The organism is Caulobacter sp. FV2ps19, from assembly GCF_058681035.1.
This window is the reverse complement of sequence record NZ_CM178729.1, coordinates 1917379-1940944: the sequence shown is the minus strand read 5'-3', so window position 1 is coordinate 1940944 and position 23566 is coordinate 1917379. Positions and strand designations below refer to the sequence as shown.

General features: G+C 66.6%; 27 protein-coding genes and 1 pseudogene. 18 read left to right on the top strand and 10 right to left on the bottom strand.

Annotation, left to right across the window (positions count from 1 at the left end; translation table 11 throughout):
* Positions 1-6 precede the first annotated feature (6 nt).
* Complete coding sequence (locus ACW18B_RS09260; RefSeq protein WP_492051297.1) at positions 7-393, bottom strand: type II toxin-antitoxin system VapC family toxin; 387 nt, start codon at positions 391-393, stop codon at positions 7-9.
* A complete protein-coding gene (locus ACW18B_RS09255; RefSeq protein WP_492051296.1) occupies positions 390-632 on the bottom strand; it encodes a type II toxin-antitoxin system Phd/YefM family antitoxin in 243 nt (80 codons plus the stop codon). Before ACW18B_RS09255 ends, ACW18B_RS09260 begins: the two co-directional genes overlap by 4 nt.
* Before the next feature lie 144 nt (positions 633-776).
* On the opposite strand from ACW18B_RS09255, the gene ACW18B_RS09250 reads away from it, so the two are divergent.
* From ACW18B_RS09250 to ACW18B_RS09235, 4 genes are all read left to right on the top strand, one after another.
* Positions 777-2783, top strand: a complete 2007-nt coding sequence (locus ACW18B_RS09250; RefSeq protein ID WP_492051295.1) for a M13 family metallopeptidase — start codon at positions 777-779, stop codon at positions 2781-2783.
* 35 nt (positions 2784-2818) lie between these two features.
* Positions 2819-4255: an ethanolamine ammonia-lyase subunit EutB gene (locus ACW18B_RS09245; RefSeq protein ID WP_492051294.1), complete on the top strand. Its 1437-nt coding sequence runs from the start codon at positions 2819-2821 to the stop codon at positions 4253-4255.
* On the top strand, positions 4252-5049 hold the full coding sequence (gene eutC, locus ACW18B_RS09240; RefSeq protein ID WP_492051293.1) for an ethanolamine ammonia-lyase subunit EutC: 798 nt from the start codon (positions 4252-4254) through the stop codon (positions 5047-5049). The genes ACW18B_RS09245 and eutC overlap by 4 nt, the downstream gene beginning before the upstream one ends.
* A 179-nt stretch (positions 5050-5228) precedes the next feature.
* On the top strand, positions 5229-5351 hold the full coding sequence (locus tag ACW18B_RS09235) for a hypothetical protein (RefSeq protein WP_492051292.1): 123 nt from the start codon (positions 5229-5231) through the stop codon (positions 5349-5351).
* Positions 5352-5420: 69 nt separating this feature from the next.
* Here ACW18B_RS09235 and ACW18B_RS09230 read toward each other — a convergent pair whose 3' ends face one another.
* Positions 5421-5738, bottom strand: coding sequence for a DUF1476 domain-containing protein (locus tag ACW18B_RS09230; RefSeq protein ID WP_492051291.1), 318 nt, complete (start codon positions 5736-5738; stop codon positions 5421-5423).
* A 370-nt stretch (positions 5739-6108) separates the two neighbouring features.
* Here ACW18B_RS09230 and purC point away from each other — a divergent pair, with 370 nt between their 5' ends.
* The gene (purC, locus tag ACW18B_RS09225; protein WP_492051290.1) at positions 6109-6867 is read left to right on the top strand and encodes a phosphoribosylaminoimidazolesuccinocarboxamide synthase; all 759 of its coding nucleotides are present in this window, start codon (positions 6109-6111) and stop codon (positions 6865-6867) included.
* Here purC and ACW18B_RS09220 read toward each other — a convergent pair.
* Positions 6864-7038, bottom strand: a pseudogene (locus ACW18B_RS09220) (hypothetical protein). The gene purC and the pseudogene ACW18B_RS09220 overlap by 4 nt on opposite strands.
* Here ACW18B_RS09220 and purS point away from each other — a divergent pair.
* Positions 7021-7260, top strand: a complete 240-nt coding sequence (gene purS, locus ACW18B_RS09215; RefSeq protein WP_492051289.1) for a phosphoribosylformylglycinamidine synthase subunit PurS — start codon at positions 7021-7023, stop codon at positions 7258-7260. The pseudogene ACW18B_RS09220 and the gene purS sit on opposite strands and share 18 nt — an antisense overlap.
* A 12-nt stretch (positions 7261-7272) precedes the next feature.
* On the top strand, positions 7273-7503 hold the full coding sequence (locus ACW18B_RS09210) for a hypothetical protein (RefSeq protein WP_492051288.1): 231 nt from the start codon (positions 7273-7275) through the stop codon (positions 7501-7503).
* Between the two features lie 9 nt (positions 7504-7512).
* Here the strand turns inward: ACW18B_RS09210 and ACW18B_RS09205 are convergent, their stop codons facing one another.
* Entirely contained in the window at positions 7513-8139 is a 627-nt protein-coding gene (locus ACW18B_RS09205; protein ID WP_492051287.1) for a TetR/AcrR family transcriptional regulator, read from the bottom strand.
* 85 nt (positions 8140-8224) lie between these two features.
* Here ACW18B_RS09205 and ACW18B_RS09200 point away from each other — a divergent pair, with 85 nt between their 5' ends.
* The 5 genes from ACW18B_RS09200 (at position 8225) to ACW18B_RS09180 (ending at position 13388) form a co-directional block, all read left to right on the top strand.
* Positions 8225-9499 (top strand): cytochrome P450, encoded by a 1275-nt coding sequence (locus tag ACW18B_RS09200; RefSeq protein WP_492051286.1) that lies wholly within the window; start codon positions 8225-8227, stop codon positions 9497-9499.
* A gap of 7 nt (positions 9500-9506) precedes the next feature.
* Positions 9507-9683, top strand: coding sequence for a rubredoxin (locus ACW18B_RS09195; RefSeq protein ID WP_492051285.1), 177 nt, complete (start codon positions 9507-9509; stop codon positions 9681-9683).
* A gap of 65 nt (positions 9684-9748) precedes the next feature.
* Positions 9749-10240 (top strand): DUF3291 domain-containing protein, encoded by a 492-nt coding sequence (locus tag ACW18B_RS09190; protein WP_492051284.1) that lies wholly within the window; start codon positions 9749-9751, stop codon positions 10238-10240.
* A gap of 375 nt (positions 10241-10615) precedes the next feature.
* The gene (gene purQ / locus ACW18B_RS09185; protein ID WP_492051283.1) at positions 10616-11278 is read left to right on the top strand and encodes a phosphoribosylformylglycinamidine synthase subunit PurQ; all 663 of its coding nucleotides are present in this window, start codon (positions 10616-10618) and stop codon (positions 11276-11278) included.
* 166 nt (positions 11279-11444) lie between these two features.
* Positions 11445-13388 carry a CocE/NonD family hydrolase gene (locus ACW18B_RS09180; protein WP_492051282.1) on the top strand — a complete coding sequence of 648 codons (1944 nt, stop codon included), beginning with the start codon at positions 11445-11447 and terminating at the stop codon, positions 13386-13388.
* A gap of 57 nt (positions 13389-13445) precedes the next feature.
* Here ACW18B_RS09180 and ACW18B_RS09175 read toward each other — a convergent pair whose 3' ends face one another.
* Positions 13446-13649, bottom strand: coding sequence for a hypothetical protein (locus tag ACW18B_RS09175; RefSeq protein ID WP_492051281.1), 204 nt, complete (start codon positions 13647-13649; stop codon positions 13446-13448).
* 85 nt (positions 13650-13734) lie between these two features.
* Positions 13735-14361 carry a peptidylprolyl isomerase gene (locus tag ACW18B_RS09170; protein ID WP_492051280.1) on the bottom strand — a complete coding sequence of 209 codons (627 nt, stop codon included), beginning with the start codon at positions 14359-14361 and terminating at the stop codon, positions 13735-13737.
* Between the two features lie 256 nt (positions 14362-14617).
* Here ACW18B_RS09170 and ACW18B_RS09165 point away from each other — a divergent pair, with 256 nt between their 5' ends.
* The 4 genes from ACW18B_RS09165 to ACW18B_RS09150 all read left to right on the top strand — a co-directional run bounded on the left by ACW18B_RS09165 (position 14618) and on the right by ACW18B_RS09150 (position 18545).
* Complete coding sequence (locus tag ACW18B_RS09165; protein ID WP_492051279.1) at positions 14618-14965, top strand: hypothetical protein; 348 nt, start codon at positions 14618-14620, stop codon at positions 14963-14965.
* A gap of 50 nt (positions 14966-15015) precedes the next feature.
* On the top strand, positions 15016-17232 hold the full coding sequence (gene purL, locus ACW18B_RS09160; protein ID WP_492051278.1) for a phosphoribosylformylglycinamidine synthase subunit PurL: 2217 nt from the start codon (positions 15016-15018) through the stop codon (positions 17230-17232).
* 9 nt (positions 17233-17241) lie between these two features.
* The gene (locus tag ACW18B_RS09155; protein WP_492051277.1) at positions 17242-17598 is read left to right on the top strand and encodes a hypothetical protein; all 357 of its coding nucleotides are present in this window, start codon (positions 17242-17244) and stop codon (positions 17596-17598) included.
* 143 nt (positions 17599-17741) lie between these two features.
* Complete coding sequence (locus ACW18B_RS09150) at positions 17742-18545, top strand: DUF3313 family protein (RefSeq protein WP_492051276.1); 804 nt, start codon at positions 17742-17744, stop codon at positions 18543-18545.
* 49 nt (positions 18546-18594) lie between these two features.
* On the opposite strand, the gene ACW18B_RS09145 is transcribed toward ACW18B_RS09150, so the two are convergent.
* The 3 genes from ACW18B_RS09145 to ACW18B_RS09135 form a co-directional block, all read right to left on the bottom strand.
* Positions 18595-19173, bottom strand: a complete 579-nt coding sequence (locus tag ACW18B_RS09145) for a fasciclin domain-containing protein (protein ID WP_492051275.1) — start codon at positions 19171-19173, stop codon at positions 18595-18597.
* 132 nt (positions 19174-19305) lie between these two features.
* Positions 19306-21138 carry a hybrid sensor histidine kinase/response regulator gene (locus ACW18B_RS09140; RefSeq protein WP_492051274.1) on the bottom strand — a complete coding sequence of 611 codons (1833 nt, stop codon included), beginning with the start codon at positions 21136-21138 and terminating at the stop codon, positions 19306-19308.
* Between the two features lie 131 nt (positions 21139-21269).
* Positions 21270-22211: a M20/M25/M40 family metallo-hydrolase gene (locus ACW18B_RS09135; protein ID WP_492051273.1), complete on the bottom strand. Its 942-nt coding sequence runs from the start codon at positions 22209-22211 to the stop codon at positions 21270-21272.
* Between the two features lie 149 nt (positions 22212-22360).
* On the opposite strand from ACW18B_RS09135, the gene ACW18B_RS09130 reads away from it, so the two are divergent.
* Positions 22361-22609, top strand: coding sequence for a BolA family protein (locus ACW18B_RS09130; protein WP_492051272.1), 249 nt, complete (start codon positions 22361-22363; stop codon positions 22607-22609).
* A 3-nt stretch (positions 22610-22612) separates the two neighbouring features.
* Positions 22613-23506 (top strand): hypothetical protein, encoded by an 894-nt coding sequence (locus tag ACW18B_RS09125; protein WP_492051271.1) that lies wholly within the window; start codon positions 22613-22615, stop codon positions 23504-23506.
* The last annotated feature ends 60 nt before the right edge of the window (positions 23507-23566 follow it).

Below are 23566 nucleotides of genomic sequence, written 5' to 3'. Positions count from 1 at the left end.
CCGTCGCTACCAGAAACGGCCAATGCCGAAGCCGTCAAAGACAGCCTCGTTGGAGACAAGAGTCATCTTCTCAAGCAGCCCCTGGGCGATCAGCAGCCGATCGAATGGATCCTTGTGAGCAATGGGCAGAGACCCGGCGCACTCGGCATGCGCCATCGTGATTGGCAGCGACAGGAAGCCCTTCTCCGCCACCGTCGCTTCGAAACGATTGGCGAGGATTTCGGCGGACGGCAGCTTGCCCAGCCGAAACTTCGTGGTCACTTCCATGGCGGACACGGCGCTAACGAACACCTCATGCGCCTCATCCTGCAGGGCGATGCGCACCGCTATGGGCAGGCTGTCAGAGCCCGCGAGAAACCAAAGCAAGGCGTGGGTGTCGAGCAGGAACCTCAAGCGTCGGCGCCTTGCCAGAGCGCCAGCTCGTCATCGGGCAGAGGCTCAAAAAACGCCTCATCGACCGCAATCTCCCCTTTCATCGACCCGAACACGCGCTTGGACGGCGTCGGCGAAACGGGAACAAGACGCCCGACCGGCGTCTTGCCGCGCGCGATGACGACTTCACCGCCGGCTTCGACCTCGGCGAGCAAACGAGACAGGTTGGTCTTGGCGTAGTGGATGGTGACAACGGTCATAGCGCACCTCGCTTAGCTAAGCAGCTTAGCTAAAACCGCCATTTCAGGCAAGGTCGCCGCTCAGCCGCACATTACGCGCTTTTCATCTGCGTTCCGCCCGCGCTTGATGCAGCATCGCGCTTTCCTGGGGAGAGACTTTCAATCATGCGCCTGATCCTGCTGGCGGCGACCTCCGCCGCCGCCCTTTGCCTGGCCGCTCCGGCCGCTTTCGCTGCGGACGCCAAGCCGATGTATGGCGCCTGGGGCGTCGATCTGACGGCGCGCGACACCTCGGTCACACCCGGAAACGATTTCAACACATACGCCAATGGCGCCTGGTCGGCCCGGACCGAGATCCCGGGCGACCAAGCCTCGGCCAGCGTCGGTTACGACGTCTTCAACCGCTCACAGGACCAACTGCGCACCCTGATCGAAACGGCCGACGCCTCGACCCAGATCGGCGGGCTTTACAAGAGCTTCACCGACGAAGCCCGCGTCGAGGCGGTGGACGACACGCCGCTGAAGGCCGACCTGGCCGCGATCGCCGCCGTCAAGACCAAGGCCGAGTTCGCGCTGGGCATGGGCCGCGCTCACGGCGGCTTTGGCGCCGATGTCTTCTCGCTGGACATCTATGCGGACGCCAAGACCCCGGAGATCAACACCCTCTATATCGGCCAGTCCGGCCTGGGCCTGCCCGACCGCGACTACTACCTGACCGACGGCTTCAAGCCACAGCTGGCGGCCTATGCGGCCTTTGTCGAGCGCGCCCTGACGATGGCCGGCCATGCCGATCCGGCCAAGGCCGCCGCCGACGTCGTCGCCTTCGAGACCGCCATCGCCAAGGTGAGCTGGGCCGTGGCCGACCGCCGCGACATCGACAAGATCTACAACCCGGTCAGCCTGGCCGAACTGAACGCCTATGCGCCCCATTTCCCGTGGTCGAACTACCTGACCGCCGCCGGCATGCCGGGCCTGACCCAGGTGGTGCTGGGCGAAAAGACCGCCGTGCGCGACATCGCCAAGGTCTATGACGACACGCCTCTGGAGACGCTGAAGGCTTGGCAAACCGCCCGCACCATCGAGGAAACCTCGCCCTACCTCTCCAAGCGCTTCGTCGACAGCCGCTTTGACTATCTGAAGGTGCTCAGCGGCCAGACGGCCCTGCGGCCCCGCTGGAAACGCGGTGTCGGCCTGGTGGATGAGAGCCTGGGCGAAGTGGTCGGTCAGACCTATGTCGCCAAATATTTCCCGCCGGCATCCAAGGCCAAGATGGTCGAGCTGATCGCCAACCTGAAGACCGCAATGTCGCAGCGGATCGACGCGGCGCCCTGGATGGCCGCCGCCACCAAGGCAGAAGCCCAGACCAAGCTGTCCAAGATGCAGGTCATGGTCGGCTATCCCGACAAGTGGCGTGACTATTCGGGCCTGAAGATCGACGTCAACGACCTCTACGGCAACGTCAAGCGCAGCCGGGCCTTCGAATGGACCTACGCCTTGAGCGACCTGGGCAAGGCGGTCGATCACAGCAAGTGGGGCATGACCCCCCAGACCGTGAACGCCTACAACGGCGGGCTGGAGAACAAGATCGTCTTCCCGGCCGGCATCCTGCAGGCGCCGTTCTTCGACCCGGCCGCCGATCCGGCCGTGAACTACGGCGCCATCGGCGCGGTGATCGGCCACGAGATCAGCCACGGCTTCGACGACCAGGGTCGCAAGATCGACGCCAAGGGCGCCCTGCGCGACTGGTGGACCGCCGAGGACGCCAAGCGGTTCGAGGCCCAGGCCGAGGTGCTGGGCAAGCAGTATGACGGCTACGAAGCCGCGCCGGGCATGTTCATCAACGGCAAGCTGACCATGGGCGAGAACATCGCCGACCTAGCCGGCCTGCAGGTGGCGATCGACGCCTATCACGCCTCGCTGGGCGGCAAGCCCGCCCCCGTGATCGACGGCATGACCGGCGACCAGCGCCTGTTCCTGGCCTTCGCCCAGGCCTGGCGCAACAAGTCGCGCGACGACTCGCTCAAGCAGCAGATGGCGTCCGACCCGCACGCGCCGTCGGCGTTCCGGGTCATCGGCCCGACGCGCAATGTCGACGCCTGGTACGACGCCTTCGACGTCAAGCCCGGCCAGACCTACTACCTCAAGCCGGACGCCCGCTCCCGGGTCTGGTAGCGTCAGCTGATCATCCGGACGGCAATGGCGGGGGCGTGGCGATCACGCCCCCGCTTTCGTTTGTCTGGAACGGCTTTCAGGGGCAGGTTCCGGCCATGACCTATGCGCGCGCCGTGGCCGGAACCACCTATGCCTTCGACGGGCTGGGCGATGTGATGGCCAAGGCCTCGCCGCTGCGCTCGGGCGACGTGCTGGCCGGCGTCGCGGCCACCTGCGCCCAGCAGAACGTCGCCGCCAAGATGGTGCTGGCCGACACGCCGCTGAAGACCTTCCTGAACGAGGCCCTGGTCCCCTACGAGACCGATGAGGTCACCCGCCTGATTCTCGACGGCCACGACGCGGCGGCCTTCGCCCCGGTCGCCAGCCTGACGGTCGGCGGCTTTCGCGACTGGCTGCTGTCGGACGTCGCCACCCCCGCCGCCCTGGCCCGCCTGGCGCCCGGACTGACGCCGGAAATGGCCGCCGCCGTCAGCAAGATCATGCGCAACCAGGACCTGATCCTGGCCGCCAGCAAGTGTCGGGTGACGACGAAGTTCCGCAACACCATCGGCCTGCCCGGAACCATGGCCGTACGCCTTCAGCCCAACCATCCCACCGACGATCCGGCCGGCGTCACCGCCTCGATGCTGGACGGGCTGCTGTATGGCTGTGGCGACGCGGTGATCGGCCTCAACCCGGCCAGCGACAACCTCTCGGTGCTGGGCGACCTGACCCGGCTGATGGACGACGTGATCCAGCGGTTCGAGATTCCCACCCAGTCCTGCGTCCTGACCCATGTCACCAGCGCCATCGCCCTGATCGAGCGCGGCGCGCCGGTGGACCTGGTGTTCCAGTCGATCGCAGGGACGCAGGCGGCCAACGCCAGTTTCGGCGTGACCCTGTCACTGCTGCAGGAAGGCCTCGATGCGGGCCGGTCGCTGAAGCGCGGCACGGTGGGCGACAATGTGATGTATTTCGAGACCGGCCAGGGCTCGGCCCTGTCGGCCGGGGCCCATCACGGGATCGACCAGCAGACGCTTGAGGCCAGAGCCTACGGCGTGGCCCGGGCGTTCGAGCCCCTGCTGGTCAATACGGTGGTCGGCTTCATCGGCCCTGAATATCTGTATGACGGCAAACAGATCATCCGGGCGGGGCTGGAGGACCACTTCTGCGGCAAGCTGCTGGGCGCGCCGCTGGGCTGCGACGTCTGCTACACCAACCACGCCGAGGCCGACCAGGACGACATGGACAGCCTGCTGACCCTGCTGGCCACGGCGGGCGTCACCTTCATCATGGGCGTGCCGGGCGCCGACGACGTGATGCTGAACTACCAGTCGACCTCGTTCCACGACGCCCTCTATGTGCGCGACCTGCTGGGCCTGAAACGCGCGCCGGAGTTCGAGGCCTGGCTGGAGCGCCTGCGGATCACCGGCCCCGATGGCCGCCTGGCCCCGTCCTCGGCGCGCCATCCGCTGCTGACGGCCAGCGCATGAGCGCGCCGCTGCCGCCCGATGTCGCGCCAGACCCCTGGACCGCCCTGCGCCGCCATACCCCGGCCCGCATCGCCCTGGGCCGCAGCGGCGCCAGCCTGCCCACCCACGAGGTGCTGGCCTTCGCCCTGGCCCACGCCCAGGCGCGCGATGCGGTGCACACGACTTTTGACGGCGAGACGATCGCCCGGGCGCTCAATGACCTTGGCCTGGCCAACCTGTCGGTCGACAGCGCCGCGCCCGATCGGACGACCTATCTGCGCCGGCCCGATCTGGGCCGACGACTATCGGACCAAAGTCGCGCCCTGCTGGAAGCCCGAGCAACCAAGCCGGCGGATCTGGCCATCATCGTCGCCGACGGCCTGTCCAGCACCGCCGTCCACGCCCACGCCGCGCCGCTGATCGCCGCCCTGCTGCCGCAGATCCGCGCCGAGGGCTGGAGCCTGGCGCCGATCGTCATCGCCAACCAGGCGCGCGTGGCCCTGGGCGACGAGGTCGGCCAGATCCTCGGCGCGCGACTGGTCCTGCTACTGGTCGGCGAGCGGCCGGGCCTGTCCTCGCCCGACAGTCTGGGAGCCTATCTGACCTTCGCCCCCAAGGTCGGCCTGACCGATGCGGCGCGCAATTGCGTCTCCAACATCCGCGGCGAAGGCCTGTCCTATGAACAGGCGGCCTTCAAGCTGGCCTGGCTGGCGCGCGAGGCCCTGCGCCTGGGCGAAAGCGGCGTGGCCCTGAAGGATGAGAGCGACACAGGCTTGCTGGCGAACGCCGCAGGCGCCGCCTTGGACAGCATCTGATCGTCGCCCAGGGCGGGAAACCCCCGCACGGCGCCGAAATCGTGAACACCGGTCTCCGAAAGATCATTTTGCCCTGTCTGGGAGTCGCGAGCCCGCCGCACCCGGCGCAACCCCAGGACACATTCTGTCACTTGGGGGAACGGAAATGAGCGAACCAACAGCGGGCGGGGGTCATCGGCGTGGCGATCTGGTTCGCGATCGGCATCGCCTATTTCGCGGTCTTCGGTCGCAAGAAGCTGGCGCCGTCGCCGGAAGAAGCCTTCGCGATCAGCGGCGGCAAGAGCGGCTACGAGACGCACTGATGGAAAAGAAAAGGGCCGCCCCGAAGGACGGCCCTTTTCGATCAGCAGCGTCTGGCCGCCAGAGCCTGATCAGACGCCGGTTTTGATCTGCTCGCGCGCCTGGGCCAGCAGTTCGTCCATCTTGCGACGCACTTCGCCCTCGGACATCGCCACGCCCGACCCCTTGAGGTCGCCGGCGATCTTGCGCAGCACATCCTCGTCGCCGGGTTGCTCGAAGTCGGCCTTGACGACCGCGCGGGCATATTCGTCCACCGTCGCCAGACCCATGAGGCCCGCGGCCCATTCACCGAGCAAACGGTTGCGGCGTGCGGTCGCCTTGAACTCAAGTTCTTCGTCCAGAACGAACTTGCGTTCGAAACCCTGTTCGCGTTCGTCGAAGGTGGTCATCAAAGCCTCGATGTCGTGTGAAGCCCGCCCCCTTCATCGAAAAGGCCCAGGCTCCATCTCAAATATAAGCCGCGTTTGGGCCGCCGAAAGGGTTATCCGCCAGCGGCCGTCACGTTCTGCCCGGCTGTCTATCCCGGGACGGGGGGCCCGGCAATCCGTGGAGACGTCGCAGGTCAAGCTTTAGGGCCCCGAACCTGAACGCCACCTGACCGGACGTTTGCGCGCCCGTCCTCATTCAGATAAGTTCCGGCGGACATTTTCCGTGAGCGGCCCTTGAGTCGAACGCCGCGCGCAGCTATCCGGCCGCGCGCGCTTTTCGTTTCTCCGACGAGGCGTCGCTTCGCATCCATGAAGGGCCTCGACGAGAGCCATGACCACCCGCCGCAAGAAGATCTACGAAGGCAAGGCGAAGATTCTGTACGAGGGCCCCGAGCCCGGCACCCTGATCCAGTACTTCAAGGACGACGCCACGGCGTTCAACGGCGAGAAGAAGGCTCAGCTGGAAGGCAAGGGCGTGATCAACAACCGCATCAGCGAGTACGTGATGACTCGCCTGACCGGCATCGGCGTGCAGAACCACTTCATCCGTCGGCTGAACCTGCGCGAACAGCTGATCAAGGAAGTCGAGATCATTCCGCTTGAAGTGGTGGTGCGCAACATCGCCGCCGGCTCGATCGCCACCCGCCTGGGCCTCCCCGAAGGCCAGGCTCTGCCGCGCTCGATCATCGAATTCTACTACAAGGAAGACAAGCTGAACGACCCGATGGTCTCCGAGGAGCACATCACGGCGTTCAACTGGGCCGCCACCCAGGAAATCGACGACATGATGGCTACGGCCCTGCGGGTGAACGACTATCTGTCGGGCCTGTTCAGCGGCGTCGGCATCACCCTGGTCGACTTCAAGATCGAGTTTGGCCGCATCTATGAAGGCGACTTCTCGCGGATCATCCTGGCCGACGAGATCAGCCCCGACAGCTGCCGCCTGTGGGACAGCCTGACCAACGAAAAGCTGGACAAGGACCGCTTCCGCCGCGATCTGGGCAATGTCATCGAGAGCTATACCGAGGTGGCCCGCCGCCTGGGGATCATGAAGGAAATGCCCACCGTCATCCAAGGCGGCGTGCACTAGTTGGGATTCTCCTCCCCCGTTCCACGGGGGAGGTGGCGCGGCGCGAATACGCGCCGTGACGGAGGGGGCGCAGTCGCCCGAACGCCGTGGACGGGAAGCCCCCTCCACCGCTTCGCGGTCCCCCTCCCCCGTTACACGGGTGAGGAGAAGAAGTTGAAAGCCACCGTCCAAGTGTTCCTCAAGCCCGGCGTCCTCGACGTCCAGGGCAAGGCCGTCGAAGCCGCCCTGCACGGCCTGGGCTGGAGCGATGTCGCCAATGTCCGCGTCGGCCGCACCATCGAGTTCGACGTGGCCGACGGCGACGCCGAAAAGGCCAAGGCCGACGTCAAGGCGATGTGCGACAAGCTGCTCGCCAATACCGTCATCGAAAGCTATTCTGTCAGCTTGGGCTAACGGAATGCGCCAATGGGCGAAGCGACCAACGACCTGATCTTCGAGGTCCTGAAAGCCATTCAGAACGATGTGGCTCAGGTGCGTTTGGACGTGCGCGAACTCAAGGCCGAACTGCAGGCCATGCGCGGACATATGCTGGCGACCCATCAGGACGTGGCCAATGTCTATCTGGCCCTGGATCGTCAGGACGGCCGCCTCAATCGCATCGAACGCCGGCTGGAGCTCGCCGAACCCGCCGTCTGAGCCCGGCCCTCAGGCGCTGAAACTGACCCTGAGGGTCATCAGGCTGGTCTCGCGGATCGGCTCCAGATCCAGGCCCGGATCGACCAGCATCTGTGTGCTCAGCCCTAGCAGCAGCGCCCCCACCATCAGGGCGGCCGCGTCGGCGTTGAGGCCCGCGCGGACCGAGCCGTCGGCCTGGCCGCGCAGGAACAGGGCCTCCAACCGCAGCTCGACATCCGTGTGCGCCGCCGCGAACGGCGCGCGCAGGTCCGACACCTCGGCCACCGCCCCGGCCATCAGCACGAAATAGGCCCGCGTCTCGCCGTCCTGCTGCAGATTGCGCAGATAGATGTCGACGAAGCCCAGCACCGCCTCCAGCCCGCTGGCCGACTCCAGATCGCGATCGGCCAGCAACTCATGCAGCCGCGCCTGCAACCGGGCGATCAGGGCCTCGATCAAGCCCTGCTTGGAGCCGAAGCGCTGGGTGACCAGACCCCGGCTGTAGCCCGCCCGCGCGCCGATGTTCTCGAAGGTGGCGGCCGCCATGCCGCGCTCGACGATCAGTTCGGCGGCGGCGCGCAGCAGCTCGCTCTCCGACTGCTGGCGGCGATCGGACTGGCTGCGACGGGCCGGCGGAACCTTAAGGGCGTATGTCATCTTGCGCAGGGTACTTATTTGTTGAACAACTAGCAAATAACAAAGGCGGCCGCAGAGCCGCTCCCGGAGGAGCCAGGAGTTCGCCATGACCATTCCCGTGGATATCGCCAATACCATCGTCGACCCCAAGGCCTATGCCGACGGCGACCGGATCGACCAGGCCTTCGCCCGGCTGCGCCGCGAAAGCCCGCTGGAGGTGGCCCAGCCGGACGGCTTCGACCCCTTCTGGGTGGTCACCCGCCATGCCGACATCCTGGAGGTCGAGCGCCAGAACGAGCTGTTCCACAACGGCGACCGCGCCACGATCGTCACCAATATCGAGGCCGACCGGAAGGTGCGCGCCATGATGGGCGGCTCGCCCCACCTGGTCCGCTCGCTGGTCCAGATGGACAACCCCGACCACTTCGCCTACCGCCGCGTGACCCAGGGCGCGCTATTGCCGCAGAACCTGCGGACGCTGGAGGCCCGGATCCGCGAAATCGCCCGCGGCTTCATCGACCGCATGGCCGCCCAGGGTGATCGCTGCGACTTCGCCCGCGACGTGGCCTTCCTCTATCCGCTGCACGTGATCATGGAGGTTCTGGGCGTGCCCGAGGCCGACGAGCCGCGCATGCTGAAACTGACCCAGGAGCTGTTCGGCAGCGCCGACCCGGATCTCAACCGCGACGGCAAGGTCGCGACGGACGTCAATGAAGGCATCGACAGCCTGCAGTCGGTGATCATGGACTTCATGATGTATTTCAACGCCATGACCGAGGATCGCCGGGCCAATCCGCGCGAGGACCTGGCCAGCATCATCGCCAATGGCAAGATCGACGGCCAGCCGATGGGGCACCTGGAAGCGATGAGCTACTACATCATCGCCGCCACGGCCGGCCATGACACCACCTCCTCGACCACCGCCGGCGCCCTGTGGGCCCTGGCCGAGAACCCCGACCAGTTCGCCCGCGTCAAGGCCGATCCCGGCCTGATCCCCGGCCTGGTCGAGGAATCGATCCGCTGGGTGACGCCGGTGAAGCACTTCATGCGCACCGCCACCGCCGACGCCGAACTGGCCGGCCGCAAGATCGCCAAGGGCGACTGGCTGATGCTGTCCTACCCGTCAGGCAATCGCGACGAGACGGTGTTCGAGGACCCGTTCAGCTTCCGCATCGACCGCACGCCCAACAAGCACGTGGCCTTCGGCTATGGCGCCCATGTGTGCCTGGGCCAGCACCTGGCGCGCATGGAGATGCGGGTGCTGTGGGAGGAGCTGTTCGCTCGCCTCGACAGTGTCGAGCTGGACGGCCAGCCCACCCGCATGACCGCCAATTTCGTCTGTGGCCCCAAGGCGGTGCCGATCCGCTTCAAGATGCACTGAGGCGACCATGAGCGCGCCCTTCACGGTCTGGCAGTGCCGAACCTGCGGCTACCTCTATGACGAGGCCGAGGGCGATCCGGGCGAAGGCCTGGCGCCCGGAACCCGGTGGGCGGACATCCCCGCCCACTGGGTGTGCCCCCTGTGCGGCACGCCCAAGTCGGACTTCGACATGATCGAGCTATAGCGGCGCCCCCTTGCCCTCGAAGCTTCGCCACACAATGTTCGCTGGACGATCTCCAGGGGAAAGCCATGAGCGCGACGTTCCACCTCGCCCAGGTCAACATCGGCCGCCTCCGCGCGCCGGTCGACCATCCAATGATCAGGGACTTCGTCGACAACCTCGCCCCGGTCAACGCCATCGCCGAGGCCTCGCCCGGCTTCGTCTGGCGACTGACGGGCGAAGGCGACGACGCCACCGACCTGGCCCCCTATCCCGATGACCCGCTGGTCGCCATCAACATGTCGGTCTGGACCGACATCGCCGCGCTGGGCGCCTTCGTCTATCGCGGCGACCACGTGAAGATCATGCGCCGTCGCCGCGAGTGGTTCGAGCACATGGACGTCTTCATGGTCCTGTGGTGGATCCCGGCCGGCCACCGCCCAACGGTCGACGAGGCCAAGGAAAAGCTGGCTTTGCTGGAAAGGCTCGGCCCGACGGCCCAGGCCTTCACGTTCAAGACGCCCTTCCCGGCCCCGAACGCTGTGGCTGTGGCGCCGGTTCTGGATGCGTGCGGAGCCTAGACGCCCCCTCCCCCGGCTTCGCAGGGGCTATCGCCTATGGATCAGGCGCTAAAAGGCCCGCCTTCCTGGGCCTTGTGCCCAGGACCCATGCCAGCGGCAGGCTCTGATTTCTTCAGCTGTTTGAGGCTGAAAGGCCCAGAACCCGGACCCAATTCAGCGGCTCCTGGACCACGGGTCCTGGGCACAAGGCCCAGGAAGGCAAGATTTTTGAGTTTGTTAAAGGCCTTTGTCCGCCAGCACCCCGCATCCAATAGCCCTGCCCGCTTCGCAGGAAGTGGCGCGATGCGAAGACGCATCGTGACGGAGGGGGCGTCCGGCGCTTTTGGCGGCCCCGCCCGCTGACACGCGGCGCGAACGGTGCTACAGGCCCGCGCCATGAAAGCCGCTGTCATCGTCTTCCCGGGGTCCAACTGCGACCGTGATTGCAAGGTCGCCATCGAGCGCTCGGCCGGCGCCCGCGTCGAGATGGTCTGGCACCAGGAAACGGCCCTGCCCGACGACCTGGATCTGGTCGTCCTGCCCGGCGGCTTCTCCTATGGCGACTACTTGCGCTGCGGGGCCATGGCGGCCCAGAGCCCCGTCATGAAGGAGGTCGTCAAGGCGGCCAACGACGGCATGGCCGTGGTCGGCATCTGCAACGGCTTCCAGGTGCTGTGCGAAGCGGGCCTGCTGCCCGGCGCCCTGCTGCGCAACGAGAAGCTGAAATATATCTGCAAGCCGGTCGAGCTGGACATCGTCAACGGCCAGACCCGCTTCACCGCCGAGTTCGGCGAGCAACGCGACGCGGTGATGACCGTCGGCAACGGCGAAGGCAACTTCTTCGCCGATGAAGAGACCCTGGACCGCCTCGAGGGCGAAGGCCAGGTGGTGTTCCGCTACAAGAACAACCCCAACGGCTCGGCCCGCGACATCGCCGGAATCGTCAATCCCAAGGGCAACGTCCTGGGCCTGATGCCCCACCCCGACCGGTCGTTCGACGCCGATCTGGGCTCCGAAGACGGCGCGATCCTGTTCCGCAGCATCTTCGCCAGCGCCTGATATGGACCGTCTCCCCTGCGGGAGACCCTGGCGACCGAAAGCTGGCGGCAGAGGACGCAGGGCCAGCCGGCCGCCGCAGCTACACCGGCCATAGGCAACTAACGTTACACTATAGCACTAAGCCAAAACCGCTCCTAAGGTGCGCGCCTCGTATCGGAGGGCCCCCATGAGTCTCGTTACCACCCTGCGCGCCGGCCTGCTGGCCGCCGTCGCCCTGACCGCCATCGCTTCGGTCTCTCACGCCCAGACCGCCGCCCAGACCGCCGCCATGACGCCGGACATCGACGGCAAATATGTCGCCGCCAAGGTCGGCTATGACTACGACAAGCGCGTGGTGATGATCCCGATGCGCGACGGGACCAAGCTCTACACGGTCATCGTGGTGCCCAAGGGCGGCAACAGCCTGCCGATCATGCTGACCCGCACGCCCTACAACGCCGCCAAGCGCGCCGCCCGCGCCGACAGCCCGCGCATGCTGGCAGCCATGCCGCAGGGCGACGAGCCGTTCGTGGCCGACGGCGGCTATATCCGCGTGTTCCAGGACATCCGCGGCAAGTACGGCTCGGAAGGCGACTATGTGATGACCCGGCCCCTGAAGGGCCCGCTGAACGGCTCTGAGGTCGATCACTCCACCGACGCCTATGACACCATCGACTGGCTGGTGAAGAACGTGCCCGAGACCAATGGCAAGGTCGGCATGCTGGGCAGCTCCTATGAGGGCTTCACCGTGGTGATGGCCCTGGTCCATCCCCACCCGGCCCTGAAGGTGGCCGCGCCGATGAGCCCGATGGTCGACGGCTGGATGGGCGACGACTGGTTCCAGTACGGCGCCTTCCGGCAGATCAATTTCGACTATTTCGCGCGCCAGACAACGGTGCGGGGCTCGGGCGAGGGCGTCGCGCGCCAGGGCTATGACGACTACGCCAACTTCCTGCGCGAGGGCTCGGCCGGCGACTACGCCAGGAACCACGGCCTGGACAAACTGCCGTGGATCAAGAAGCTGTTCGAACACACGGCCTATGACAGCTTCTGGAGCGAGCAGGCCCTCGACAAGACCATGGAAAAGACGCCGCTGACGGTGCCGACCATGTGGATCCAGGGGCTGTGGGACCAGGAGGACATCTGGGGCGCGGTGCACGCCTATCCGGCGCTGGAGTCGAAGGACGCCGGCAACGACAAGAACTATCTGGTGCTGGGCCCCTGGCGCCACAGCCAGGTCAATTACGACGGCTACAACCTGGGTCCGTTCAAGTGGGACGGCGACACCGCCCTGCAGTTCCGCCGCGACGTGATGAAGCCGTTCTTCGACCAGTATCTGAAGGACAGCGCGCCCAAGGCCGAGACGCCGCCGGTGCTGATCTACGACCCGGGCCAGAACAAATGGAACCGCTATGCGTCCTGGCCCCAGGGCGGGAGCGAGAGCAAGCCGGGCAAGAACCTCTATCTGGACGCCAAGGGCGGCCTCTCCTTCACGGCCCCGGCGGCGGCCAAGGGCGCGGCGGCCTATGACGAATATGTCTCCGACCCCGCCAAGCCCGTACCGTACATCCCGCGCCCGCTGCAGTTCGCCGACGGCGACCGCTGGAAGGCCTGGCTGGTCAGCGACCAGCGCCATGCCGAAAGCCGTCCGGACGTCCTGACCTATACGACCGAGCCCCTGACCGCGCCGCTGAAGATCGCCGGCGTGCCCAAGGTCAATCTGACGGCCTCGACCAGCGGAACTGACAGCGACTGGGTGGTCAAGCTGATCGACGTCTATCCCGACGAGGTCCCCAGCCAGCCTGAACTGGGCGGCTATCAACTGGCCGTGGGCATGGACATCTTCCGCGGCCGCTATCGCGAAAGCTTCAGCGACCCCAAGGCGATCAAGCCCAACACGCCGCTGAAGTACCAGTTCATCCTGCCGACCGCGAACTACACCTTCCAGCCGGGCCACCGGATCATGGTGCAGATCCAGTCCAGCTGGTTCCCGCTGTATGACCGCAACCCGCAGACCTTCACGCCCAACATCTTCTTCGCCAAGCCGGCCGACTATGTGAAGGCCACCCAGCGCGTCTTCCACGCCGGCGACACGGCCAGCTTCATCGAGCTGCCGGTGGTTGAGAAGTAGCGACCAAGAAAAAGGGCCGGCGAATGATCGCCGGCCCTTCCGCCCTCCAGCGGTGTGTCAGCGATCGCCGCGCTTGACGTTGTCAGGCTCGGCCTGACCGGCGCGATCCGCGCAGTGGGCGGGATCGCCCTGATCGTCCTGGCCGCCAGGGTTCCGGCCCGGCTGGTCGCCCTTGGGTTGGCCCTGCTGGTTTTGCTGCCCCGGGGCCGGCTTGGAGGCGGCGTTCTGCTGTTGCTCGGGTTTGCGATTCTGATCGGTCATCGACTTTTCTCCTTTGCACAGCGCGCTCATGGCGCACGATGAAAGAACGGTCGATCCGCCCTGCCGTTCCTAAGGCCCAGCTGCCTTAGTTGCGGCTTAGCTTCTGAATCTTCACGGGTTTCTCGATGATCTGCCCCTTCATATAGGGATCGTCCGCCTTGGTCACGGTCGGGGCGTCATGGATCTTGCGGACCACATCCAGGCCCTCGACCACGCGCCCGAACGCCGCGAAGCCCTGGCCGTCCCTGTTGCGCGCGCCGCCGAAATCCAGGGCCGGATTGTCGCCCAGGCAGATGAAGAACTCCGACCCCGCCGAACCGGGCGCGTCGCGGGCCATCGAGATAACCCCGTCGGTATGCAAGATCCCGGTGACCTTCGTCGTTTCGTGGGCGATGGCGGGCAGCGGGCTGTCGTCGCGGTTCAGGCCGCCCTGGATGACATTGATCGTGGCCGGGTTGTTGTCGTTCTTCGGGCTGACGGTTCGATAGAAAGCGCCGCCGTCCAGAAGACCACGGTCGGCATAGGCCAGGAAATTGGCCACGGTGATCGGCGCCTTGTCGGGATAGAGCGCGATGACGATAGGCCCCAGCTCGGTCTCCATGCGGACCCGAACAGCCCCCGGGGCGGCGGCGATCAGGGGGACGGACAGCAGGCCCAGCACCACGGCGCGGCGTCCGGCGGTCGGCAAAATGACTTGGGGCGGTTTGCGCACGGCGACTGCACTCGATGACGACTGTTGACGTTCATCAAGATGACCGCGTTCAGGCCCGGCAGCCAAGCCCGTTTTAGGGTTTGGCGGTCGCCTCATGGCGTGTGCGGTAACCCTAACGATCGCGCCGAAGGGGAGAGTGCTGGCCGGAAGCGCCCCACGCACGGCTAATCGCCCCGCAAAGACAAGCGACACATCCGGATCGCGGCATCGCGCGCGCGTCCTGGAACCCGCTGACGAAGCTGATGGAACGATTGTGATGAGCACTCCCGAACCCACGAGCGGCGTGCCGGTCTGGGCCCGCAAACGCCGCAAACCCGCCCATCCCCTGGTCAACTGGGTGATGGCGCCCCTGGCCCTGCTTGGCGTCCTGACGGCGGGTCTGGCCGTCCAGGAAAAGTCCTTCATGGCCGCCGGCGCGCGGATGGACGGCTGGGTGGCTGAGGGCCGCGCCAAGCTGGAAAGCGCCGTTGACCAATCGTCCGGCAAGCCTGCCGCCGCCAAGCCGGCGAAACCCAAACCCGCTCCCGCGCCCGTCGCCGAGCCCAAGGCGCCGGAAACGCCCGAACCGCCGATGACCGGCAAGGGCGGCGAGCGCGCCGCCTAGGGCGTTCTGGCGGTGGCGGAATCCCCAAGGGCGCGCTAGAAGGCGCCCTCATGAGCACCCCCTCCACCGCCCCCACCAAATCGATGGCCGACACGGCCCGTGAGTTCGGCCTCAACGCCGAGGAATATGCCGTCGTTCTCGACCGCCTGGGCCGCGAGCCCAACCTGGTCGAGCTGGGCGTGTTCTCGGTGATGTGGAGCGAGCACTGCTCGTACAAGTCTTCCAAGAACCAGCTGAAGAAGTTCCCCATCGACGGCCCGCGCGTCATCTGCGGTCCGGGCGAGAACGCCGGCGTCATCGATATCGGCGACGGTGACGCGATCATCTTCAAGATGGAGAGCCACAACCACCCCTCCTATATCGAGCCCTATCAGGGCGCGGCGACGGGCGTCGGCGGCATCATGCGCGACGTCTTCACGATGGGCGCGCGGCCGATCGCCCTGCTCAACGCCCTGCGCTTCGGCGATCCCAGCCATCCCAAGACCAAGCGCCTGGTCGACGGCGTGGTCGCGGGCATCGCCGGTTACGGCAACTGCGTCGGCGTGCCCACCGTGGCCGGCGAGACCAATTTCCACGCCGGCTATAACGGCAATATCCTGGTCAACGCCATGTGCGTGGGCCTGGCGGAAGCGGACAAGATCTTCTACTCGGCCGCGCCGGGCGCGGGCCTGTCGGTGGTCTATTTCGGCTCAAAGACCGGCCGCGACGGCATCCACGGCGCGACGATGTCGTCGGCCGAATTCTCGGAAGACTCCGAGGAGAAGCGCCCCACCGTCCAGGTCGGCGACCCCTTCGCCGAAAAGCTGCTGATCGAGGCGACGCTGGAGCTGATGGCCACCGGCGCTGTCGCCGCCATCCAGGACATGGGCGCGGCGGGCCTGACTTCTTCGTCGGTCGAAATGGCCGGCAAGGGCGGGGTCGGCATCGCGCTGAACATGGACATGGTCCCGCAGCGCGAAACCGGCATGAGCGCCTATGAGATGATGCTGTCGGAAAGCCAGGAGCGCATGCTGGCGGTGCTCAAGCCCGGCCGCGAGCACGAAGGCCACGCCATCTTCGAAAAGTGGGGCCTGGACGCCGCCGTGATCGGCGTCACCACCGACACCGGCCGCCTGGTGCTGGAGCATCACGGCCAGATCGTCTGCGACGTGCCGCTGGCCCCGCTGTTCGACGACGCGCCGCTGTATGATCGCCCCTGGGTGCAGCCCGCCCTGCATCCGCGCCTCGACCCGGGTCAGGTCCCCGCCCCGACCGACTGGACCGCCGCGGTGCTCAAGGTGGTCGGCTGCCCCGACATGGCCTCCAAGCGCTGGCTGTGGGAGCAATATGACCGCCACGTCATGGCCGACACCCTGGAAGACAGCGCCACCGGCTGCGACGCCGGCATCGTGCGCATCCACGGCAAGGGCAAGGCGATCGCCGTGACCAGCGACGTCACCCCGCGCTATGTCCAGAACGACCCCTATGAAGGCGGCAAGCAGGCCGTGGCCGAGGCGTGGCGCAACCTGACCGCCGCCGGCTCGCTGCCGATCGCAATCACCGACAATCTCAATTTCGGCAGCCCCGAAAAGCCCGAGACCATGGGCCAGATCGTCCGCGCCACCGACGGCATGGCCGAGGCCTGCCGCGTGCTGGACTTCCCGGTCGTGAGCGGCAATGTCAGCCTCTATAACGAGACCAACGGCGTCGCCATTCCCCCCACCCCGACCGTTGGGGCCGTGGGCCTGCTGGAAGACTATGACCTGCGCATGGGCTTCGGCAATGTCGCCGAGGGCGACACCCTGGTGCTGATCGGCGACACCCATGGCGAACTGGGCGCCTCGATCTATCTGCGCGAAATCCTGGGCCGCGAAGACGGCGCGCCGCCGCCGGTCGATCTGGCCGCCGAGCGCAAGCATGGCGACTTCGTCCGCGACCTGATCCCCACCGGCCTGGTGGCGGGCCTGCACGACCTGTCGGACGGCGGCCTGCTGATCGCTGCGGCCGACATCGCCCTGGCCAGCAAGGTCGGCATCACCCTGAACGCTTCCAGCGCCCTGAACGCCCACCCCTACCTGTTCGGCGAAGACCAGGCCCGCTACCTGATCGCCACGCCCGACCCAGACGCCGTACTGGCGGCGGCCAAGGTGGCCGGTGTTCACGCCAGCCTGGCGGGCGTGGCCGGCGGGAACGATTTCGCCTCGACGGACCTTTTCAGCATCTCGCTGGACGCCCTGCGCACGGCCCACGAGGCCTGGATGCCGGGCTTCATGGCGGTTCCGGCCTAAAGGACGTCAATGATGAAGACCTTGATCCTCGCGACCGCCGCCCTGACCCTGTCGCTGCTGACGGCCTGCGCGCCGACAGCGCCGGCGCCGGCGCCCACCGCGGAGGCTTCGGAACCGGCCTGCGTCGCGCACGGCGGGGTGATCCAGAGGGGCGGCAAGCTGCAAATGCCCACCTGCGTCACGCCCTATGCCGACGCCGGCAAGGCCTGCACCGACAAGGCCCAGTGCCAAGGCGCCTGTATCCTCGAAGGCAATATCGAGGCCGCAGGTCCGGTCACCGGCCAGTGCCAGAAGACCAGCGTACAGTTCGGCTGCTACGCCAAGGTCGTGGCCGGCAAGGCCACCGGAACGATCTGCGTCGACTAGAGCCGGTCGGGCTTGATCTCAAGCGGATCGAAATTGCCGGTTGTTTCGCATGCCACTTCCCTTAGCCTGCCGTCAGGAGGCTGGGTTTGTGGCGGTTTGACACGCGCCATAATGCGGCCATCTCTCCTGAGAGCACCAAGCCCATGCCCCCAAGTCCGCTGCGCTCGCTGGTCCTCATTGGCCTCACTCTCGGTCTAGGAGCCTGCGCCACAGCCGCGCCCGACCGGTCGGGCTTCCTGAGCGGCTATGAAGGCCTGGAGGCGCGGAAAAGCGGCGGCCGAGCCAAGGTTCGTCAGTTCAGAGACCCGGCGGCGCTGGACACGGTGCGCCGCGTCGCCCTGACCCCGGCGGTGCTGTCCGAAGGCGCCGATAGCCGCTCCCCCCTGACGCCGGAAGAGCGGCTCACCATGCTGCGCGAGGTTGACGCCCAGCTGTGTTTTGAGCTGTCCGAGCGGTTCGACATCGTCGCCGCCGATCAGGCCGACGCCCATGTGCGCGCCGCCGTCACCTGGTTCGAGCCTACCGGTCGGTTTGCATCGGCCGCTTCGGCGGCGTCGGGATTTCTGATCCCGGGTCCGATCGGCCTGCGGGCGCCCGGCACGCTGGGCGGCTTGGGCGTCGAAGCGGAGATGCGCGCGATCCCCGACCAGCGCCAGATCGCCGCCATCGCCTGGGCGCGTCGCGCCATGGCGGTCGGCACGGACGATCCCTCCCTGTCGCGCTTGGGCGACGCCCTGCAATTTGCCGAGCCCTTCGCCGATGCGGCCGCGGCCGTCATGACGCCCAAGGGGCTCAAGTCGCGCAAGATCGACGCCAAGACCGATCCTTGCCGCGCCTATGGCGACCGCTTTCAGCTTGGCGTCCGGGCGGCCGGAATGATCACCAACCTCTATATTCCCGACGCGCGCGGCGAGACCGCCCCACCCCCGGCGCAGCCCGACCGCTAATTCCCCGGGACGAGATCGCTCGCGTCCCGGGAGTAGCGCCGCTATGGGGTCAGGGCATCAGGACGGTGTCGACGACGTGGATCACGCCGTTGGACTGCATCACGTCGGCGATGGTGATCATCGACTTGCCGCCCTTGGCGTCGGTGATCGCCCAGCCCATGCCGGATTTCGACACGGTCAGGGTTTCGCCCTGCACGGTGGTCAGCACGGCCTTGCCGCCATTGGCCATGGCCTTGGCCGCGATATCGCCGGCTGTCATGCGCCCCGCCACCACGTGATAGGTCAGGATCTTGGTCAGGGTGGCCTTGTTCTCAGGCTTGACCAGGGTGTCGACCGTGCCGGCGGGCAGCTTGGCGAAGGCGGCGTTGGTGGGGGCGAACATCGTGAACGGCCCGGGCCCAGACAAGGTCTCGACCAGGCCGGCGGCCTTCACGGCGGCGACCAGAGTCGTGTGATCCTTTGAATTGACCGCGTTCTGAATAATATTCTTTGATGGATACATGGCCGCGCCACCGACCATGACAGTCTTGTCATGGTTCATCGTCGCGTGATCCATTTGCGCCATGGCCGTACCGGCGCACGACATCGACAGCACGCCAAGGCTGGCGAGCAGCAGGGACTTCTTCATGGGATTGTCTCCGGGGTTTTTACTGGTCCGTTGCTGGGACAGTCGAAGCTACGACGGCCCGACGCATCCGGATGCGCGACCTGGAAAAAAATTGGAGAACGCCGTTTTTCAGACGTGGTGGCGACCGCGCCCTCAGGTCGCCACCGCTTCGTGGTCACGCCCCGACCACCGCGCCAGGGTCTCCAGCAGCTTGGTCGGATTGATCGGCTTGCCAAGGTGATCGTCCATGCCCGCCGCCAGGCACGTCGCGATCTGTTCGGGCAGGACATTAGCGGTCAGGGCCACAATCGGAGTGCGACCGCCGGCCGACGCGTCGAAGCTGCGGATCTGTCGGGTCGCGGTGAGGCCATCCATCACCGGCATCTGCACGTCCATCAACACCAGATCATAGCGCGCCTTGCGGATCGCCTCGACGCCGGCCTCGCCGTCATTGGCGGTCTGGATATCGATGTCGAAGGGCTCGAGGATGGCCAGCAGCAGTTCGCGATTGATCGCGTTGTCCTCGACGATCAGCAGGCGCACGCCCGCTTCCGGCGTTTCGGGCGCCGGGCGCGACGCGACCGGGTCCAGCCGGCTCAGGGGCGCGACGACCTCGAACCAGAAGCGCGAGCCCTTGCCCACCTTGCTCTCGACGCCGATGCCGCCGTCCATGCGGTCGATGATGCGGCGCGAAATGGCCAGGCCCAGGCCAGTGCCGCCATACCGCCGCGACACCGTAGCGTCGGCCTGGGAGAAGCGCTCGAACACGCCATTCAGCTGGTGCGGCGCGATGCCGATGCCGGTATCGGCCACCTCGACCCGCAGTCGCGCCGAATCGCCCTCGATCGTCTGCTTCAGCGACAGGGTGATCTCCCCTTGGTCCGTGAACTTGACCGCGTTGGAGAGAAAATTCAGCAGCACCTGACTGAGACGGCTGGCGTCGGCGTTCATCGGCTCCAGGGTCTTGGGCGCACAGACGGTCAGGGTCAGGCCTCGCGCCTGGGCCTGGGCCTCGACCAGGGTCGCGCAGGTCTCGGCCATCAAGCCCGGATCGAAGGGGCGGGCCTCAATCTCCAGCGCCCCCGCCTCCAGCCGGGAAAAGTCCAGAACATCATTGATCACGCTCAGCAAAGCGCCGCTGGCGTCGCGAATGAAACCGACCTGCCGCGCGTCTCGCCGCGTGAGGCTCCTAGAGTCCTTGAGCACCTCGGCGAAGCCGATGATCGCCGTCAGCGGCGTGCGCAGTTCGTGCGTCATGTTGGCCAGAAACTCGGACTTGGCCGCCGTCGCCGCCTGGGCGGCTTCGAGCGCAGCGGTCAATTCCAGCGCCAGCATCTTGCGCTCGGTAATGTCGCGCGACGCCACGATCAGCATGTCGGGTTCGTCATCGACCAGGGCGTATTTGCTCTCCATCCAGAAGACAGAGCCGTCCTTGCGTGTGACCCGATATTCCGCCGTGCCGGGCAGCCCTCCCGGCTCCAGCCCCGCCACAACCTCGACGACCTTGGCGTAATCCGCAGGCTCGACATTGGAGCCGCCCCGCATCTGCAGATACTCCGCGACCGTGTAGCCGGTCATCGCCTCAATCGAAGGCGAGAGATAGACGGGCTTCCCCGACTTCTGCCACAGGCTCAGATTGTCCGTCAGGTTCTCGGCCAGAAGGCGGTACAGCCGATCGCTTTCCTCCAACTTCGCCAGGGCGTCCTCGGCCTCGGCGCGGCGACACTGCGCCTCGGACACCGCCGCGTCCTTGGCCGCGAGGCTGCCCGACAGGTCATCGCGCAGGCGCTGCAGGTCCATCTTCTGGCTCTCGAGCCAATAGGACAGGGGCAAGACGATCACGCCTGAGACCACCAGGGTGGCCAGCGGCGAATAGGCGGCCGGCGCATCCAGGATCAGGATGTTGAGCACATAGTCCGACAGCATGGCGATCGCGACAACCAAACCGACCAGGGGGGCGGATCTGATGATCTTGTCTCGCAACATGACGCGGGTGATCGGATGTATCCTGACTGATCGAACGCGGTTTGATCAAGCTGAGGTATAACGCTCGCTGGCCCGCGCCGCCAACCCGCGCGACGATCCGCCGCAGGTGATCTGACAGCGTTTAAAGGCGCCTAGCGGCCCTCTTCCGCGACGATCTGGTCCAGATGATCCTCCAGGGCGAGACTGGCCTGGATCACGGTCGTCACCGAACGCCTGAAAAAGTCCTGCGGGATCGTGGCGAAGTCGTCGGTGGGCTTGTGATATTCCGGATGGTCCTCGACCCCGAAATAAACCCACGGCACGCCCTTTTCCGCGAAGGCGTAGTGATCGGACTGGTCGGTCCAGTTGTTCTGTTTGCCGTCGGCGTCGGTGTCATGGCCCAGCTTGAGGCTGACCGGGGCGCTGGCCGCCACCGCGTCGAGGATCGGCTTCAGCGCCGGAAACGCCGCCGCGCCGCTGACATAGAGCTCGTTCCTGGGGTTCTTGCTCAGCATGTCGAAATTGACGTCCAGGGCGATGCTCGACAGGGGCACGGGCGGATTGGCGACGAAGGCGCGGGCGCCGCGCAGGCCGCTCTCCTCGGCGTCGACCACCGCCAGGATCACGTCGTGCCTGGGCGGGTGGGCCTTGAAGGCCTCGGCCACGGCCAGCAGCCCCGCCACGCCCGAGGCGTTGTCATCAGCGCCATTGTAGATCTCGCCGCCCCGGACACCCAGGTGGTCGTAATGGGCCGAGACCACCATGGCCTTGCCGCCCGGGACGGTTCCGGGAATGCGGGCGATCAGGTTGATCCCGTCGACCTGGATTCCGTCCCGCTTTTTGAAGACGAACGGCTGCTCGAAGCCGGCCCCGATGGGCGACAGGCCGATCTCGCCGAAGCGCTTGAGGATATGGGCCCGGGCCAGGGCCGATCCCGGCGTGCCCGGGGCCCGCCCTTGCATGGCGTCGGCCGACAGGATGCGGACATCCTCCAGGGCCCTGTCGCCCGGTGCGGCGGCGCAGGCGGAGGCTGTGGCGGCGAGCGCGAAGGCGGCAAGGATCGGGGCGAAACGATGAATACAGCGCGAGATCATGGAGGCCCTGGTTCGCTTTGAGACAACACGTGGCGTTCCCTCGACTTAAGCCCGGACAGCGGCGAAAGACAGACCGATGTCACCGCCGTATGCCCGTTCTTAAGGATTAAGGGCGATACAACCTCTTCAAGGATTGGAGTCTGCTTCCCGTGCCCATGTCCCCCGCCGACCTCGAAGCGCGTCTGCACGCGGCTTTTCCCGACGCCGAGATCGTCCTGACCGATCTGGCCGGCGACGGCGACCACTACAAGGCCCGCATCGTTTCGCCCGCCTTTCGCGGCCTGAACCGGGTCAAGCAGCACCAGATGGTCAACCGCGCCCTGGCCGATGTGCTGGGCGGAACCCTGCACGCCCTGGCCCTCGAGACCCTGGCGCCGCCCTCGGACGCGGCGGACTAGTCCATGCGTTACCGCCCCTTCGGAGCCAAGGGTGTGACGGTTTCGGCGATCTCGCTGCGGCTGGAAGATGAGCCGCGCCTGAAGGCCGGCGACTGGCGCGACCTGATCTTCGCGGCGCTGGAAAACGGCGTCAACGGCTTCGAGATCAATGGCCGCTCGCCCGCCCTGCTGGATGGCGCGGCCGAGGCCTTCGCCGCGGTCGAGCGACGGTTGCTGTTTATCGGCTGGCGGCTGGGCGCCAATGGCGAGCGCGCGCTCAACACCGAGGTCGCCCGCCTGACCCTGGTTCAGACCCTGGAGCGGCTGGGTCTGGACCATCTGGACCTGCTGACGCTCGACGACCCCGACGCCAACCCGTTCGACGCCTCCGTCGTGGCGCAGCTGGAGCGGTTCGAGGGCGAGGGCCTGACCCATCGCCTGGGCGTTCGCGGCTCAGGCTCGAAGTTCGACGCCATGGCCGCCACCGGCGCCTTCGCCGCCATCAGCACCGCCTTCAACCTCTCCTCGGGCTGGGTGGAGCGCAACCGGGTCCGCGCAGCGGTCCGCAACGAGCTGGTGGTGATCGGCGAAGACTATTGGCCAGAAGCCCTGCGCGAGGAAAAGCGCGCCTTCCTGCCCAAGCCCTCGCTGTGGAAGCGCCGCACCGACCCCCTGGCCGGGGCCGGCGGCTACGAGTTTCTGACCGACACCCCCGGCTGGAAGGCCGACGAGATCTGTTTGGCCTACGCCCTGACCGAGCCGTCCCTGGCGACGGTTCAGATCGCGCCGCACAGCCGCGCCGAGGTCGAACGCCTGGCCCAGGTCGCAGAGCGCGACCTGCCCACCGGCGCCAGCGCCCAGATCGAAATGGCGCGTTTCTCGGCCCAGGAAGCCCAGAAGGCGGGCCGCCGGGCCTGAACGACGCCCCGAACCCTTGACCGGGCCCCACGCGGCGCCTAGCTGAAGGGACTTGCAAGG

Bases quoted from the DNA above. Each gene is read 5' to 3' on its own strand.
- ACW18B_RS09255 (WP_492051296.1), bottom strand. From the start codon at position 632: ATGACCGTTGTCACCATCCACTACGCCAAGACCAACCTGTCTCGTTTG.
- ACW18B_RS09250 (WP_492051295.1), top strand. From the start codon at position 777: ATGCGCCTGATCCTGCTGGCGGCGACCTCCGCCGCCGCCCTTTGCCTG.
- eutC (WP_492051293.1), top strand. From the start codon at position 4,252: ATGAGCGCGCCGCTGCCGCCCGATGTCGCGCCAGACCCCTGGACCGCC.
- ACW18B_RS09230 (WP_492051291.1), bottom strand. From the start codon at position 5,738: ATGACCACCTTCGACGAACGCGAACAGGGTTTCGAACGCAAGTTCGTT.
- purC (WP_492051290.1), top strand. From the start codon at position 6,109: ATGACCACCCGCCGCAAGAAGATCTACGAAGGCAAGGCGAAGATTCTG.
- ACW18B_RS09210 (WP_492051288.1), top strand. From the start codon at position 7,273: ATGGGCGAAGCGACCAACGACCTGATCTTCGAGGTCCTGAAAGCCATT.
- ACW18B_RS09205 (WP_492051287.1), bottom strand. From the start codon at position 8,139: ATGACATACGCCCTTAAGGTTCCGCCGGCCCGTCGCAGCCAGTCCGAT.
- ACW18B_RS09200 (WP_492051286.1), top strand. From the start codon at position 8,225: ATGACCATTCCCGTGGATATCGCCAATACCATCGTCGACCCCAAGGCC.
- ACW18B_RS09195 (WP_492051285.1), top strand. From the start codon at position 9,507: ATGAGCGCGCCCTTCACGGTCTGGCAGTGCCGAACCTGCGGCTACCTC.
- ACW18B_RS09190 (WP_492051284.1), top strand. From the start codon at position 9,749: ATGAGCGCGACGTTCCACCTCGCCCAGGTCAACATCGGCCGCCTCCGC.
- purQ (WP_492051283.1), top strand. From the start codon at position 10,616: ATGAAAGCCGCTGTCATCGTCTTCCCGGGGTCCAACTGCGACCGTGAT.
- ACW18B_RS09180 (WP_492051282.1), top strand. From the start codon at position 11,445: ATGAGTCTCGTTACCACCCTGCGCGCCGGCCTGCTGGCCGCCGTCGCC.
- ACW18B_RS09175 (WP_492051281.1), bottom strand. From the start codon at position 13,649: ATGACCGATCAGAATCGCAAACCCGAGCAACAGCAGAACGCCGCCTCC.
- ACW18B_RS09165 (WP_492051279.1), top strand. From the start codon at position 14,618: ATGAGCACTCCCGAACCCACGAGCGGCGTGCCGGTCTGGGCCCGCAAA.
- purL (WP_492051278.1), top strand. From the start codon at position 15,016: ATGAGCACCCCCTCCACCGCCCCCACCAAATCGATGGCCGACACGGCC.
- ACW18B_RS09155 (WP_492051277.1), top strand. From the start codon at position 17,242: ATGATGAAGACCTTGATCCTCGCGACCGCCGCCCTGACCCTGTCGCTG.
- ACW18B_RS09150 (WP_492051276.1), top strand. From the start codon at position 17,742: ATGCCCCCAAGTCCGCTGCGCTCGCTGGTCCTCATTGGCCTCACTCTC.
- ACW18B_RS09145 (WP_492051275.1), bottom strand. From the start codon at position 19,173: ATGAAGAAGTCCCTGCTGCTCGCCAGCCTTGGCGTGCTGTCGATGTCG.
- ACW18B_RS09140 (WP_492051274.1), bottom strand. From the start codon at position 21,138: ATGTTGCGAGACAAGATCATCAGATCCGCCCCCCTGGTCGGTTTGGTT.
- ACW18B_RS09135 (WP_492051273.1), bottom strand. From the start codon at position 22,211: ATGATCTCGCGCTGTATTCATCGTTTCGCCCCGATCCTTGCCGCCTTC.
- ACW18B_RS09125 (WP_492051271.1), top strand. From the start codon at position 22,613: ATGCGTTACCGCCCCTTCGGAGCCAAGGGTGTGACGGTTTCGGCGATC.